Raw genomic sequence first — 13,492 nt, 5'->3', positions numbered from 1 at the left:
ACGAAATGTCGTTTTTAAACTACATCAAGACATGATCGAACTGCGGCAAACGGAAACATTCCGGAAATGGTGGATGCGTCTGAAAGACGTTCGCGCCCGGGCCGTGATTTTCGCGCGGCTCGACAGGCTGGCCTTTGGACATGCGGGGGATGTCGAGCCTGTGGGCGAAGGAATCAGCGAATTGCGTATCCATCATGGCCCCGGTTACCGCGTGTATTTCCAGAAGCGCGGCGACACCATCGTCGTGCTGCTCTGCGGCGGCGACAAGAGCACCCAAGAGCGGGATATCAAGATGGCGAAACGTCTGTCGAAAGAATGGAGTGAGTAAAGTGGCCGAAAAGCTGACAATCTTTGACCCGGCCGAGGGACTGACTTCCGATGAGGCGATCGCAGCCTTTATGGTGGAGGCGTTCGCGTCGGAAGATGCCAGCTATATCGCTCACGCCCTTGGCGTCGTTGCGCGCGCCAAAGGCATGACGCAGATCGCGAACGAAACGGGGCTGTCGCGCGAACAGCTCTATCGCTCGTTCAGCGAGAACGGCAATCCGACCCTTAAAACCACGATTGCCGTCATGAAAGCGCTCGGCATCGAGCTGACGGCGAAAGCGCAATCTCATCAACCCACGCTTGGCTAGTACTGGCATGCACCAGCGAGCCCCGCATGATCCATCTACGTTCAGGGCGTCGCATCATCGGGCGGCACGTCCTAGATAGGACCTCTGTCGTCAGCGTTATCGCTGACACGCCCTTCATCATTGCGGTGGATTGCCCATGGCCGACGCATCCCACACCAGCTATCTGCCGCCGATCCTGACCTTCTGTGCCGGGGCGGTCATCGCCGTGCCCCTGTTCCGAAAGCTCGGGCAATCGGCCGTGCTGGGCTATCTGGCGGCGGGCATCATCATCGGGCCCTCGGTGCTGGCGCTGATCGCCGACCCGGACGCGATTCGCGGCACGGCCGAGATCGGTGTCGTGCTGCTGCTGTTTCTGGTCGGCCTCGAACTGCAGCCGTCGCGGCTCTATTCGATGCGCAAGGACATTCTCGGTGCCGGCCTCTCGCAGATGGCGCTGAGCGCGCTCGCGATCGGCGCTGTGGCCTGGTGGCTGGGCCTATCGGTCGGCGGGGCGGTCGCGGTCGGGCTGGCGCTCGCCCTGTCTGCCACCTCGATCGCCCTGCAGGTGCTGGAAGAGCGCGGCGACGGGCACGAAACCTATGGGAGGCGGACCTTCTCGATCCTGCTGTTCCAGGACATCTCGATCGCGCCGGCGCTGGCCGTGCTGCCGCTGCTGGCGACCACGGGGGCGGCCAGCGGCGGCACGGGGCAGGCCCTGACGGGGATCGGCCTGGCAATCCTGGCGCTGATCGCGATCGTGCTGGCGGGCCGCTATGTGCTGAACCCGTTCTTCCATCTGCTCGCAAAGGCCGGCGCCAAGGAGGTCATGACGGCAGCCGCCCTGCTGGTGGTGCTCGGCGCCGCCCTGCTGATGGAGCATGTCGGGTTGTCCATGGCGATGGGGGCGTTCCTCGCCGGAGTGCTGCTGGCCGAATCACATTTCCGCCATGAGCTCGAGGCCGATATCGAGCCATTCCGCGGGGTGCTGCTCGGCCTGTTCTTCATGGCGGTGGGGATGTCGCTCGATCTGCGGCTGGTGCTCGACAACGCGCTCCTGCTCGCCATCGCGGCGCCGCTGCTGGTGCTGTTCAAGATCGCGATCGCGGCGGCGATCCTGCGCGCCTCCTGCTCCTCCACCACGGAGGCGATCCGGGCCGGGGCCCTGCTCTCGCCGGCGGGCGAATTCGCCTTCGTGCTGTTGCCGCTGGGCGTGTCGCTGGGCCTGCTCAACGCGTCGCAAGGGGCGATCGTGACCGCGCTCGCGGCGCTGTCGATGCTGATCGGGCCGGTCCTCGCCAAGCTGATCGATGGCTGGCTCTTGTCGCGCGACACGCGCGAGACGATCGACGAGACGTTCGAGGGCGCGGGCCAAGCCTCGGTCGTCGTCATCGGCTTCGGCCGCTTCGGCCAGGTGGTGACGCAGGCGCTGCTGCTGCAGCATATCGACGTCACCGTGATCGATTCCGATGTCGAGCGCATCCGCTCGGCGGCCAAGTTCGGCTTCAAGATCTATTATGGCGACGGCACGCGCCTCGACGTGCTGCGCGCGGCCGGCGCCGGCAAGGCGCGCATCATCTGCGTGTGCATCGACGATCGGCATGCGGCATCCCGGATCGTGGAGATGGCCAAGGCCGAATTCGCGCAGGCGCGGCTGCATGCGCGCGCCTATGACCGCGTCCACGCCATCGAGTTGATGAAGGCCGATGTCGATTTCCAGATGCGCGAGACCTTCGAATCGGCGCTGGGCTTCGGTCGCGTGACGCTGGAGGGGCTGGGATTGAGCTATGACGAGGCCAGCCTTGTCATCGAGAACGTACGCGACCGCGACGCGCAGCGCATGGAGATCCAGTTCCATGAAGGCATCGCGGCCGGCATCAACAAGGTGCCGCGTGTCTCGCCCGAACCGCTGGTGGCGCCCAAGGCGAAATCGAAGGCGCTGACGGCGGAGACGCAGGAGGTGATCGAGGATGGCGGGGCGGAGGTCGCGGTCGGCGGTGTCGGCGAGCCCGAACGGTGAGCGCAACCCTCGATCCGAAGACTGCCCGTCCCAGACAGGCCGCCTTCGTCAGCGGCTCGCTGATGCGCCACGTCGCGGTGATGACGGGCACGGGCGCGATCGGCCTGATGGCGATCTTCGTGGTCGATCTTCTGTCGCTGCTCTACGTGTCCTGGCTCGGCCGCCCGGAGGCCACGGCCGGCGTCGGCTTCGCCACGATCGTGCTCTACCTGATGATCTCGATCAATATCGGGCTGATGATCGCGGTTTCGGCCCTGACCGCACGCGCGCTGGGCGCCGGCGACCGGCCCGGCGCACGGCGGATCGCCGGCTCGACGATGACGCTGATGGCAATCGCCGCCGTCGTGCTGACCGCCATCGCGCTGCCCTGCCTGCCCTGGCTCCTGCGCCTGCTCGGAGCGCATGACGAATCCTACCGGGTCGCGCTGTCCTTCCTCTGGATCGTCCTGCCCTCCAATGTCCTGATGGCGGTGGGCATGGGATTGTCGGGCGTCCTGCGTGCCGTCGGCGATGCGCGACGCGCCATGTTCGTGACGCTGGGCGGCGGCATCGTCACGGCCGGGCTCGATCCGCTGCTGATCTTCTGGGCTGGCCTGGGGCCAGACGGCGCGGCCTGGGCGATCGTGGTATCGCGCGTCATCATCGTTGCAACGGGCCTTCATGGCGCGGTCCGGGTCCACGACATGATCGCCCGGCCAAGCCCGGCCGGGCTGAGGGGCGATACCGGTGCGGCCATGACGATCGCAGGGCCGGCGATCCTGACCAATCTGTCGAACCCGATCGCCAACGCCGTCTTTGCCAGCATCTTCGCGCGGTTCGGCGATGCGGCTGTGGCGGCGCTGGCCATCATGGACCGGCTCGTGCCGGTGGCCTTCGGCGTGCTGTTTGCGCTGACTGGCGCGGTCGGTCCGATCCTGGCCCAGAACTGGGGTGCGGGCCGGTTCGACCGGATGAAAAACGGGCTGACCGCTTCGGCGGTGTTTGCGATCGGCTGCGTCGTGGTGTCGGGGCTGGCGCTGGCGCTGGCGCGCGGCCCGATCGTCGATGCCTTTGACGCGACCGGGCTGACGCGCGAACTGGTGATGTTCTTCTGCCTGATCGCCGGGCCGATGTGGCTGTTCGTCGGTCTGCTCTTCGTCGCCAATGCCGCCTTCAACAATCTTGGCATGCCGTTCCAGTCGACGCTGTTCAGCTGGGGCCGAGCGACGCTGGGGACGATGCCGCTGGCCTGGCTCGGCGCGCAGTACGCGGGTCCGCAGGGGGCGCTCGTCGGCTCGGCGCTGGGCGCGGTCGCCTTCGGCGTGCTGGCGCTGGTCTTCGCCTATCGCGGCATTGCGCGGCTGGAGCGCGCAGCCGCTCGTCGCGCCCCGCTTGCCTCGCCCCCCGACGCTGCTATCGTCTCGCGGCAGGCGGCGTCAGACCGCGCGGCCGCGGGAGGCTAAGCCATGATGAACCTGTTCCAGATGATGCAGCAGGCCCAGAACGGCCAGGCGATGCAGAACCTGTCGCAGCAATACGGTCTCAGCCCCCAGCAGACGCAGGCCGCGATTGAGGCGCTGCTGCCGGCGTTCTCGATGGGGCTGCAGCGCCAGACGACGGACCCTTATTCCTTCGGCTCGCTGGCGCAGATGATGACGGCCCAGCCCTTCGGCCGCATCTTCGATGCCAATGGCAACGGCATTCCCGACAATGCCACGAGCGCCGGAAACGATGTCCTCAGCCAGATCTTCGGCTCCAAGGACGTCAGCAACGCGGTCGCGGCGCAGGCTGCGGCGACGAGCGGCGTCGGTCAGGCCGTGCTCAAGCAGATGCTGCCGATCATCGCCTCGATGGTGATGGGCGGGCTGTTCAAATCGATGAACAGCCAGGGCATGGGCGGCATCCTCGGGCAGTTTTCCGAGATGATGCGCGGCCAGATGCCCGGGATGCAGCCGGCGCCACCCCCGCAGCCGGCCCCGCCGGCCAACCCGTTCGAAGCGATCCTCGGCGGAATGTTCGGCAACGCCCAGGCGCCGACCGGGGCCCAGACGCAAGGCGGCGGTCCCTTCGGCGGCGGTCAGATGCCGGGCGGGCAGATGGGCATGGACCAGATGGGCGGCATGCTCGGCCAGATCCTGAGCGGAATGCTGGGTGGCGCGTCAGCGCCGCCAGCCGAGCCAGAGCCCCGCGCGGCGCCTTCCCCGCGCGCGACGGCGGAACGCGCAGCGGACGACGCGCCCTCGACCGCTCAGTCCGGGCCCGGCGCGATCGGGCTCGATGCGCTCAACCAGATGTTCGAGACCGGCCGACAGGTGCAGGACAGCCATCAGCAGGCGATGAAATCGATCTTCGACACGATGTTCGGCGGGCAGGCCAGACGCTGAGGGGTGACCGCGCATAAAAAAGGGCGGAAGCACGAAGCTCCCGCCCTGAGGAACGTGCAGCCCCAAGGGGTCAGGCGCTGCACGCAACCGGAATGGCGCTAAGGGCCTGCGCGGCCAGCGGCTGGGCTGACTGGCGGATGGCCTCGACGGGCTGCACCGCAGGGGACTGCGCGGTCGGATGCAGTTCTGCGTGGTGAAGCGCGGCCTGCCTGCGAAGCGCGGCGACGCCGGACCTCGCGCTCGACCGCTGCGCCAGGATGACGGATGGATCGGACCGCCAGGAGACGGCGAGCGCGCCATCGAGATCGGAGCGGACGAGGCCGATATCCTTGAGACCGCGCTCGTCGAGTTCGCCGAGGCGCAAGACTTCGCGGCGGTGGATCAGGGCTTTCGCGAGGGACACGATGGCGGCCGATCCACGGGTCGCAACGCGCGTGGCACCGGCCGAAACGGACGAGAGCGACTTCGTGGCGATGGTCATGAGCAGCATGACGGCCTCCTGTGGATCAAAAGCGACGGGGCATCCCCCGACCCTGCCTGGACGCGCCGCTGGCAGGGACTGGAGACTGCCGAGACGATAGCTTTGCGCTGGTCATCAGCCAAACGAATGCTTATGATGCCTGACGCCACGAATATTGATGATCCGATCGCAAGAGGCCGCCATGGCGCATGTGCTCGACGCCGACCAGTTGAAGACCTTCGTCGCCATTGCCGACACCGGCTCGTTTACCCGTGCCGCCGAGATCGTCTTCAAGACGCAGTCGGCGGTTTCGATGCAGATGAAGCGGCTGGAAGAACGCGTCGGCCGGCCGCTGTTCGGCCGTGACGGGCGCCACGCCAAGCTGACCGAGGATGGCGAAAGGCTGCTCGACTATGCGCGGCGGATCGTGCGGCTCAACCTCGAATGCGTCGCTAGCTTCACCGATGCCGACCTCAAGGGGCGCATCCGGCTCGGCGTGCCCGATGATTATGCCGATCGCTATCTGCCGGAGATTCTCGCCCGCTTCGCCCGCTCCAACCCGCGTGCCGAAGTAACGGTCGTTTGCGAGCCGACGCCGATGCTGGCCGAACGGATCGCCACCGGCGACATCGACCTGGCCATCATCACCCATGTCGAAAGCCGCGGGCAGGGCGAGATCATCCGGATCGAGCCCTTGCTCTGGGTGACTTCGGCGCGCCATGCCGTGCATGAGGAAGACCCGCTGCCGCTGGCGCTGGGCCGGCCCAACTGCAACTGGCGCCAGGCGGCGGTCGATTCGCTCGAGAGCAAGGGGAGGCGTTTCCGCGTGCTTTATGCGAGCTGGAACTCGACTGCGGTCGGCGCGGCCGTGATCGCGGGGCTCGCCGTCTCGGTGCTACCGGAAAGCGCGGTCAGGCCCGGCATGCGGATCCTGGGGCCGTCCGAGGGTTATGCGGCGCTGCCCTCATGCAAGATCGGTCTGCTGCGGACGCGGTTCGACCCGTCGGTGCTGTCGAATGCGCTGGCCGAGCACATCATCCAGTCGCTGGACAATCTGGCGAGCTTCAAGGCGGCGGCGGAATAACGGCGCGAGCCGACGGACGCTGGTGGCGGCGCGATTTATTTGAGGCCAGCCATCACGCCGCTGGTCAAATCGTTCACGCTGAGGCCGATCTGGCGCATGGCCGCGATCGTCGCGACGGACATCAACGCGGCGATGAAGGTGTACTCGATTGCCGTCGCGCCCCGTTGGTCGCGGACAAAATTTTCGACAAGGGCGGCGAATTTGCGCATGATGAGAGACGATAAAGCGAAAGTTCCGCCAAATCGTTAATGCGATCGCGCTGATCCTTCCCGATTCTGCATTTTGCCCCGGCCTGCTACAGCGCGAATTCAGCAAACAGCGGCGCGATCCGCCCGCCCCAGGTGCCGTCAAAGCGCGCGACGAGTTGCTGCGCCAGCGTCCGGTCGTTGGCGACGATCGCGTCGAGCGGATCGAGGAACGCCGCTTCATCGGCGCCCGCCTCGTTGCGGTGCGCGCGGCGCACCAGACCGGTGCGTGCCAAGGCCAGCACATCACGGGCGATGTCGCGCAGGTTGCGCCCGGCCACCGTCGCGGCAAGTCCCTGCCTTGGAACGGCGTCGCGCAACGACTGGCGCTCCTCCTCGCTCCAGCCCTTGACCAGATCCCAGGCCGCATCGAGCGCCGAGGGGTCGTAGAGCAAACCGACCCAGAAGGCCGGCAGCGCGTTCAGCATCGCGGGCGGGCCGGCATCGGCACCGCGCATTTCCAGGAAGCGCTTGAGCCGGACCTCGGGGAACAGCGTGCCGAGATGGTTCGCCCAGTCGGAAATCGTCGCTGTCTCGCCCGGCAACTGCGCCAGGTTTCCCGCCATCAGATCGCGGAAGGAGGCCCCGGCGACGTCGTGATAGGTATCGCCGCGCTTGACGAAATAGAGCGGCACGTCGAGGGCCCAATCGACATAGGCTTCATAGGACATCGCCTCGTCGAAGGCGAAGGCGAGCATGCCCGAGCGCGCCTTGTCGGTGTCGCGCCAGATTTCCGAACGCATCGACTGGAAGCCGTTGAGCTTGCCTTCGGTGAAGGGCGAGGCGGCAAAGAGCGCGGTGGCCAGGGGCTGCAGGGCCAGCGAGACCCTGAGCTTCCGCACCATGTCGGCCTCGGTGGCGAAATCGAGATTCACCTGCACCGTGCAGGTGCGAAACATCATGTCGAGGCCGCGCGTGCCGACTTTCGGCATATAGTCGGCCATGATCTTGTAGCGGCTCTTGGGCATCATCGGCGTCTGGGCCCGCGTCCAGAGCGGCGAATGGCCGAGCGAGACGAAGCCGATGCCATGCTCCCGCGCGACCGCCGTCGCATCCGCGAGGTGGCCTGCGAGTTCGGCTGCGGTCTGGTGCAGGGTCTCGACAGGGGCGCCCGAGAGCTCGAACTGGCCACCCGGCTCCAGCGAGATCGCGCCGCCGCCATCGGGCCCAGCCAGCCCGATGACATGCCCCGCATCGATGATCGGCTCCCAGCCCAGCTTCGCCTGCATGCCTTCGAGCAGATGGCGGATGCCGCCGGCGGCCGGGCGACCCTCGGCAGCCGGGCGCCCCTCATAGGGAACCGGCTCAAGATCGTCGCGATAGAACGGAAACTTCTCGTGCTCGGTGCCGAGGCGGAACGCCGAAGGCGGCTTCTCGCCGGCAGCGATCCAGGACATCAGTTCGTCCTTGGAACCGACCGGGGTCGAATCGGACACATCGCGGGCCATGGGCGCTCCGGCAGAACAACAAAGACGGCCAGGCTCCCATCCGCGCCCGAAACAAGCACGGCGGATTAGGCTCGAGATGTGCCAGACATAGGCGACCCGCGAACGCTCGACAACGACCTGTGCTGCGCGTTGGCGGGCCATTGCCGAGCAGCCGATGCAGGCCTGACCATCCGCCGATCAAGCCGCGTTGCCGCCGCGCCTCTCGTCGCGCGCCCAGCCGGACCGGTCGAGCCGGGTTTCGGACGCGATCCAATCGACGACGGCGGCCAGGCCCGCCGCCTGCCCGCCCGCACGCCCACGCGCTTCCTCATAGACCGCGAGCTGGACATCGGCGCTGGTGCCCGTCGCGGCGATGTCCCGGCAGGCGGCCAGATCGGCTTGGCAGCCGAGCGCGGTGGCATCCTCGGCGAGTTGCTCGACGAGATCATCGAGGATGTCGGGCACGCTGCGCATGCTGCGGCTTTCGGCATGGATCAGGCCGCCATGAATGCCATAGCGCTGGGCCCGCCAGAGATTTTCAGCGGCGATGCCGCGCGTCGCCGGCGTGAGGTCGGCATTGAGGTCGGGCCTGCGCAGCAGGTGGTGGACCAGGCAGCGATAGAGCGCGGCAATGGCGAGCGTGTCGTCGAGGCGGGTGCAACTGTCGGCGATCCGCAGTTCCAGCGTCGGGTGCTTGTCGGAGGGGCGGACCGCCCACCAGATATAGCTGCCGTCCCGAATCGCCCCGGCTGCGACCATGGTGTCCAGATAAGAGCGATAATCGGCGGGATCGATGAACAATTCGGGCAGGCCGGTGCGCGGCAACTCGCCATGGGCGGCGAGCCTGTAGCCCATCAGCCCGGTGCGCAGGCCCTGCCAGAAGGGCGAGGAGGTCGAAAGCGCCAGCAGCAGCGGCAGGAACGGCATGATGCGCGCCATCAGGGCGATGCGCGTGTCCTCGTCTTCGACCTCGACATGGACATGCAGCCCGCAGATCTGGTTGCGGCTGCCGATCATCTGCAGATCGCGCATCAGCCCATCGTAGCGCGAGGCGTCGGTGGTCCGCTGGCGCGCCCAGGCCGCACTGGGATGCGTGCCGCAGGCGAGCAGCAGCATCTCGTGTTCGAGGGCAAGGCCCGCAAGCCCGGTTCGCAAGGTCGTCAGCGAGGCTCGCGCCTGCGCCATCGTCTCGCAGACTGGCGTCGCCACCTCGATCTGCGACTGCAGCATCTCGCGCTGGACCTCGTCGGGGTAGGTCTGCTGGGCCGCCCTGATGAAGGCGGGCGAGACCTTGCGGACGATCCCCCGGGTGTTGGCATCCGACAGGAAATACTCTTCCTCGATACCGAAGCGGCAGGCTTGGTTCATGGCGTCATCCTCGTCGGCACGGTCGCTACGGACGTGCTGGCGATGAGAGGCCGGCACGATAGCCTGAAAAGGCCGCGCGCCAGACTGCTCTGCATTGAGTCGAGAATGCGTCCCCCGGCACGTCGGGGCAACGTCCCAGACGACGGCACGTTCCGCCGTTTGCGTGGCTTTAGCCCCTCGGCCAATCGCCGAGCACGGCCTGGACCAGCGCCAGCGCGGCGACGGCCGCCGTATCCGCCCGCAGGATGCGCGGACCCAGTGAGATCGCCAGGGTTCCCGGTCTGGCGAGGATGCGGCTGCGCTCGGCGTCGTCGAAGCCGCCTTCGGGGCCGATCAGCACGGCAAGCGGCCCCGGCGTCGCCCGCGAGAGCGCCGCCAGCGGGCTCTCCTGCGCCATGGCCTCGTCGCAGAAGATCAGCAGGCGCTGCGGATCGAGCGCATCCAGCGCGGCATCCAGCGTCTGCTCGCTGCGGATCTCGGGCAAGGACAGGATGCCGCATTGCTCGGCAGCCTCGATGGCATTGGCCCGCATCCGGTCGAAATTCAGCCGTGCCACCTGGGTGCGGCGCGTCAGCACGGGCTGGATGATTCCCGCCCCCATCTCGACGGCCTTCTGGGCGATATAGTCGAGCCTGGCGTGCTTCAGCGGCGCGAACAGATAATGCAGATCAGGCGCGGGCGGCTGGGTGCGCGTCTGTTTGACCAGTGTCAGGCTCGCCTGCTTGCGGCCCTCGACGGTGATCGCGGCCAGCCACTCGCCATCGCGCCCGTTGAAGACCAGCACGGTGTCGTCCTGCTTCATCCGCAGGACGCTGATCAGATAATTCGCCTGCTCGCGTTCCAGGGGTAGCCGCGCGCCGGCTGCGAGATCATGCGCGAGGCAGAGGCGATAGCGGGCAAAATCGGGCAACGACATCGATTCAACATCTCCTTCATGCCCCCGCCCGGTATCCGAGGCCCGGTGGTATCGCCATGCGCGAAAACCGCCACAATCCGGGGTTATCCACACCACCTCAGCAGCGTATGACGGGTGATCGCGACGCCGATTTGCAATGGTCGGTGGACCTGCAATGGTTCTTGGCGCTAGCACGACCTTGCTGTTAAGGAAATCGCGAGGGGCGCGGCGCCCGCGCAGACCAGTCGGAGCGACATCAAAATGCGGCGTAGGTTGGCTTCCGGAATGATCGCAACGATCGGCCTTGCGACGGCCGCTTTCCTCGATGCCGCTCCCGCTCAGGCGCAGGCCTCCGGCTGCGAGAAGATGCAGACGCTTCTGCAGGAGCGCCAGTCGCTCGTTGCCTCGCTGAACGCCGCGCAGAAGTCGAAGCGCAAGCTGACGCCGCAACAGGCGTGCAGCACGATGGGAAAACTGGTCAGCAATGGCGCGACCACCGTCAAATTCGCCACCGACAATCAGGACTGGTGCCAGATCCCGCCCTCGTTCATCGACGGCATGAAGGCGGACAACCAGAAGGCCGCCACCATTCGCAACCAGGCCTGCAACGCGGTGAAGCAGCAGGCCGAGATGATGCGCCGGGCCCAGCAGCAGGCCCAGGGCAGCGGCAACCCGTTCGGCGGCGGCGATTCCATCACCGGCGGCGGCATGCGCATTCCGCAGGGCGCACTTTAATCTCACGCTCGGGATCGCCATGCCGATTCCGACGCCTGGCGCGCCCCTGCCGCACCCGCCGGGGTCCGACGCGCCCCTGCCCGATGCGCTGACCGGTCACTGGGTCGACACGCGCGCGCCACGCCGCCTGCGGCCCTATCTCAAGCTCGCACGGATCGAACGGCCGATCGGCTGGCAGCTTCTGCTGCTGCCGTGCTGGTGGGCGGCGGGGCTGGCGGCGATCGCGGACGGGCAGCCCTTTCCCGATCCCTGGCATTGTCTGCTGTTCCTGATCGGCGCGGTGGTGATGCGGGGCGCAGGCTGCACCTTCAACGACATCATCGACCGCAAGCTCGACGCGCAGGTGGCGCGCACACGCGGGCGCCCCCTGCCCTCGGGCCAGATCACGACCAAGGCGGCAGCCGTGTTCATGGTTGCGTTGTCGCTGGTCGGGTTCGTGGTGCTGCTGCAGTTCAACGCCTTCACCATCGCGGCCGGCATCGCCTCGCTGGCGATCGTGGCGGTCTATCCGTTCATGAAGCGGATCACGCAGATGCCACAATTCGTGCTGGGGCTCGCCTTCTCCTGGGGCGGGCTGCTCGGATGGAGCGCGGTGTTCGGCTCGCTTTCGGCACCGGCCTATCTGATCTACGCCGCCGCGATCGTCTGGACGGTCGGCTACGACACGATCTACGCGATGCAGGACATCGAGGACGACGTCATCGCCGGCATCAAATCGAGCGCGCGCTATTTCGGCGAGCATGGCCGCGAGGCGATCGCCGCGTGTTTCGCGCTCGCGGTCGTGCTCGCCGGGCTCGCCGCCTGGAGCGCGGGCGGCGGGCCGGTCGCCTTTGCGGGCGTCGCCGCTTTCGCGGGCCATCTCGGCTGGCAGGTCTCGAAGCTGAAGGGGGCGAGCGCGCAGGTCGCGCTCTCCCTTTTCCGCTCGAACTGGCATGCCGGTCTGCTGCTGGCGGCGGGGTTTGCGCTCGATGCGCTCGCCCGCTCGCTGACCTCGATCTAGGGCCGACTCAGTCGGTCAGCCGGTCGCCGCCGACCACGACCGGGCGTTCGGCCAGCTTGCCGGTCTTGCGGCGGACGAGGAAGCGCGGGCGGCGGCCGTTCAGGAAGGCATGCCGGCGGCGAACCCGGATCGGGCCCAGAGCGAGCGGGCCGATCTGCGGGAAGGGCGCGGAGATTTCGCCGTCGCTGGTTTCCAGCAAAAGCGGCATGCCGCTCGCCCGGCCGCAATCGCGCCACAGCGCCACGGCATCGTCTTGGTCCACCGTCGCAATCGTGATCGAACGACCATCGCCAGCCGTCAGCGCAAGCTGGAAGACCTCGTCGCTGCCGGTCGCGTTGGCCAGCCGCAGCGCAATGCCACGCCAGCCGGTGGCGCCGCGCAGGATGCGCACCGAGCCGATCCGCTCGATGCGCGGCGCGTCGGGCTGGGCCGGCATCGGGTTGCGGGCAACGATCGTCGGATCGCTGGCGCAGCCGGGGAGGTCCGGCCTGAAACCGAACTCCCCGACGGCTGTGGTGACTCTGGCCATGGGTTCAAACGCCTCTGCTGTAATCCCTGCGGCATCGGAGCCCTCTGTGAGGTTCGGGGCTCTCGTGCTTGCCAGGTGAGGTTGCGTCCCAGGCCTCTCCGAGCACTTAAGCGTTTGGGTTAAAGGAGCGTGTTTCGCCCCGTTCTATGCCTCCAATGGCCTGTTTCATGCATGATGCTTGATGGAATCTTTCGGTGCGCGGGCGCATTTTCGGCTTGAAGCGCGACGGCGCCATTCGTACGGAAAACCCATGAGCACGCCCTCGCTACCCATCGCACCGGATCTGCTCAAGGCCGTCCACGAAAGCTGCCTGGAGGCCGGCGCGATCGCCACCGATCTGTTTCGCCCCGGCGCCAGGACTGCCGCGCGAACCTGGTCGAAGAGCGGTGGCTCGCCGGTGACGGAAGCCGATATCGGCGTCGACACCTTCCTGCGCATCCGCCTCTCCGTGCTGCTGCCTGAGGCCGCCTGGCTCTCCGAGGAGACCGTCGACGACGCCTTGCGGCTGTCGCGCCGCTTCGTCTGGGTGGTCGACCCGATCGACGGCACCCGCGCCTATATGAGCGGCTCGCCGGACTGGGCGGTCTGCGTGGCGCTGCTCGACGAGGGCGAGCCGATCCTCGGCGTCGTCCATGCGCCGGCCTGCGACGCCACCTACACGACCCTGCGCGGCGGCGGGGCCCAGAAGAACGGCGCCGGCATCGCGGCCACGACGATCACGAGCCTCGGCTCGGCCCGGATTGCCGGGCCCAAGC

General features: G+C 67.3%; 15 protein-coding genes. 9 read left to right on the top strand and 6 right to left on the bottom strand.

The features are described from left to right. Positions 1-31 precede the first annotated feature (31 nt). From IP69_RS14965 to IP69_RS14945, 5 genes are all read left to right on the top strand, one after another. Entirely contained in the window at positions 32-328 is a 297-nt protein-coding gene (locus IP69_RS14965; protein ID WP_054143636.1) for a type II toxin-antitoxin system RelE/ParE family toxin, read from the top strand. 1 nt (position 329) lies between these two features. Further along, entirely contained in the window at positions 330-635 is a 306-nt protein-coding gene (locus IP69_RS14960) for an addiction module antidote protein (protein ID WP_054143635.1), read from the top strand. Positions 636-771: 136 nt separating this feature from the next. Further along, positions 772-2,631 carry a monovalent cation:proton antiporter-2 (CPA2) family protein gene (locus IP69_RS14955; protein WP_054143634.1) on the top strand — a complete coding sequence of 620 codons (1,860 nt, stop codon included), beginning with the start codon at positions 772-774 and terminating at the stop codon, positions 2,629-2,631. Further along, positions 2,628-4,073 (top strand): MATE family efflux transporter, encoded by a 1,446-nt coding sequence (locus IP69_RS14950; protein WP_054143633.1) that lies wholly within the window; start codon positions 2,628-2,630, stop codon positions 4,071-4,073. The genes IP69_RS14955 and IP69_RS14950 overlap by 4 nt, the downstream gene beginning before the upstream one ends. A 3-nt stretch (positions 4,074-4,076) precedes the next feature. Then, positions 4,077-4,994: a DUF937 domain-containing protein gene (locus IP69_RS14945; protein WP_082359356.1), complete on the top strand. Its 918-nt coding sequence runs from the start codon at positions 4,077-4,079 to the stop codon at positions 4,992-4,994. 70 nt (positions 4,995-5,064) lie between these two features. On the opposite strand, the gene IP69_RS14940 is transcribed toward IP69_RS14945, so the two are convergent. Then, a complete protein-coding gene (locus tag IP69_RS14940; protein WP_054143631.1) occupies positions 5,065-5,484 on the bottom strand; it encodes a DUF1127 domain-containing protein in 420 nt (139 codons plus the stop codon). 172 nt (positions 5,485-5,656) lie between these two features. Between IP69_RS14940 and IP69_RS14935 the strand changes: the two genes are divergently transcribed. Then, positions 5,657-6,538 carry a LysR substrate-binding domain-containing protein gene (locus IP69_RS14935; RefSeq protein ID WP_054143666.1) on the top strand — a complete coding sequence of 294 codons (882 nt, stop codon included), beginning with the start codon at positions 5,657-5,659 and terminating at the stop codon, positions 6,536-6,538. 35 nt (positions 6,539-6,573) lie between these two features. Here IP69_RS14935 and IP69_RS21510 read toward each other — a convergent pair whose 3' ends face one another. The 4 genes from IP69_RS21510 to IP69_RS14920 form a co-directional block, all read right to left on the bottom strand. Further along, positions 6,574-6,747 carry a Flp family type IVb pilin gene (locus IP69_RS21510; RefSeq protein ID WP_082359355.1) on the bottom strand — a complete coding sequence of 58 codons (174 nt, stop codon included), beginning with the start codon at positions 6,745-6,747 and terminating at the stop codon, positions 6,574-6,576. 86 nt (positions 6,748-6,833) lie between these two features. Beyond that, positions 6,834-8,231 carry a glutamate--cysteine ligase gene (locus IP69_RS14930; protein ID WP_054143630.1) on the bottom strand — a complete coding sequence of 466 codons (1,398 nt, stop codon included), beginning with the start codon at positions 8,229-8,231 and terminating at the stop codon, positions 6,834-6,836. A gap of 177 nt (positions 8,232-8,408) precedes the next feature. After that, the gene (locus tag IP69_RS14925) at positions 8,409-9,578 is read right to left on the bottom strand and encodes a carboxylate-amine ligase (RefSeq protein ID WP_054143629.1); all 1,170 of its coding nucleotides are present in this window, start codon (positions 9,576-9,578) and stop codon (positions 8,409-8,411) included. Positions 9,579-9,747: 169 nt separating this feature from the next. Then, a complete protein-coding gene (locus IP69_RS14920; protein WP_054143628.1) occupies positions 9,748-10,494 on the bottom strand; it encodes a 16S rRNA (uracil(1498)-N(3))-methyltransferase in 747 nt (248 codons plus the stop codon). A gap of 264 nt (positions 10,495-10,758) precedes the next feature. Here IP69_RS14920 and IP69_RS14915 point away from each other — a divergent pair, with 264 nt between their 5' ends. Beyond that, positions 10,759-11,208, top strand: coding sequence for a hypothetical protein (locus IP69_RS14915; protein ID WP_054143627.1), 450 nt, complete (start codon positions 10,759-10,761; stop codon positions 11,206-11,208). A gap of 19 nt (positions 11,209-11,227) precedes the next feature. Next, complete coding sequence (ubiA, locus tag IP69_RS14910) at positions 11,228-12,208, top strand: 4-hydroxybenzoate octaprenyltransferase (RefSeq protein WP_054143626.1); 981 nt, start codon at positions 11,228-11,230, stop codon at positions 12,206-12,208. 7 nt (positions 12,209-12,215) lie between these two features. On the opposite strand, the gene IP69_RS14905 is transcribed toward ubiA, so the two are convergent. Beyond that, the gene (locus IP69_RS14905) at positions 12,216-12,737 is read right to left on the bottom strand and encodes a DUF6101 family protein (protein WP_054143625.1); all 522 of its coding nucleotides are present in this window, start codon (positions 12,735-12,737) and stop codon (positions 12,216-12,218) included. 250 nt (positions 12,738-12,987) lie between these two features. On the opposite strand from IP69_RS14905, the gene IP69_RS14900 reads away from it, so the two are divergent. Continuing rightward, positions 12,988-13,492, top strand: a 505-nt coding sequence (locus IP69_RS14900) for an inositol monophosphatase family protein (RefSeq protein WP_282568243.1), incomplete at its 3' end; no start/stop codon positions are given.

The sequence above is a fragment of the Allobosea sp. AAP35 genome, assembly GCF_001295925.1.
In the GTDB taxonomy this organism is placed as follows: Bacteria; Pseudomonadota; Alphaproteobacteria; order Rhizobiales; family Beijerinckiaceae; genus Allobosea.
This window is presented reverse-complemented; position numbering and strand designations above follow the sequence as displayed.